A 211-nucleotide genomic window follows, 5' to 3' on the forward strand; every position below is an offset into this window, starting at 1 on the left:
CTCCTGGGTCATCGGCGAGGGGCACAACTTCGTCAAGACCATGAAGGGGCTGTCCGACCGCGTCGCCGACCCGGAGGATAAGCTCACGCAGGTCACGGTCGTTGACGACCAGCTGGGCCGCCTGACCTTCACGCGCGACATGGCCGAGGCCATCTTCCACGTGCTGGGGACGCACGCCCCCTACGGCACCTACGACTGCACCGGCTCCGGC

General features: G+C 67.8%; 1 protein-coding gene. It reads left to right on the forward strand.

Annotated features, from left to right (window positions below):
* Positions 1-211, forward strand: a 211-nt coding sequence (locus DW171_RS10290; protein ID WP_233539080.1) for a sugar nucleotide-binding protein, incomplete at both ends; no start/stop codon positions are given.

It is taken from the genome of Collinsella sp. AM15-2 (genome assembly GCF_003471985.1).
Classification (GTDB): domain Bacteria; phylum Actinomycetota; class Coriobacteriia; order Coriobacteriales; family Coriobacteriaceae; genus Collinsella.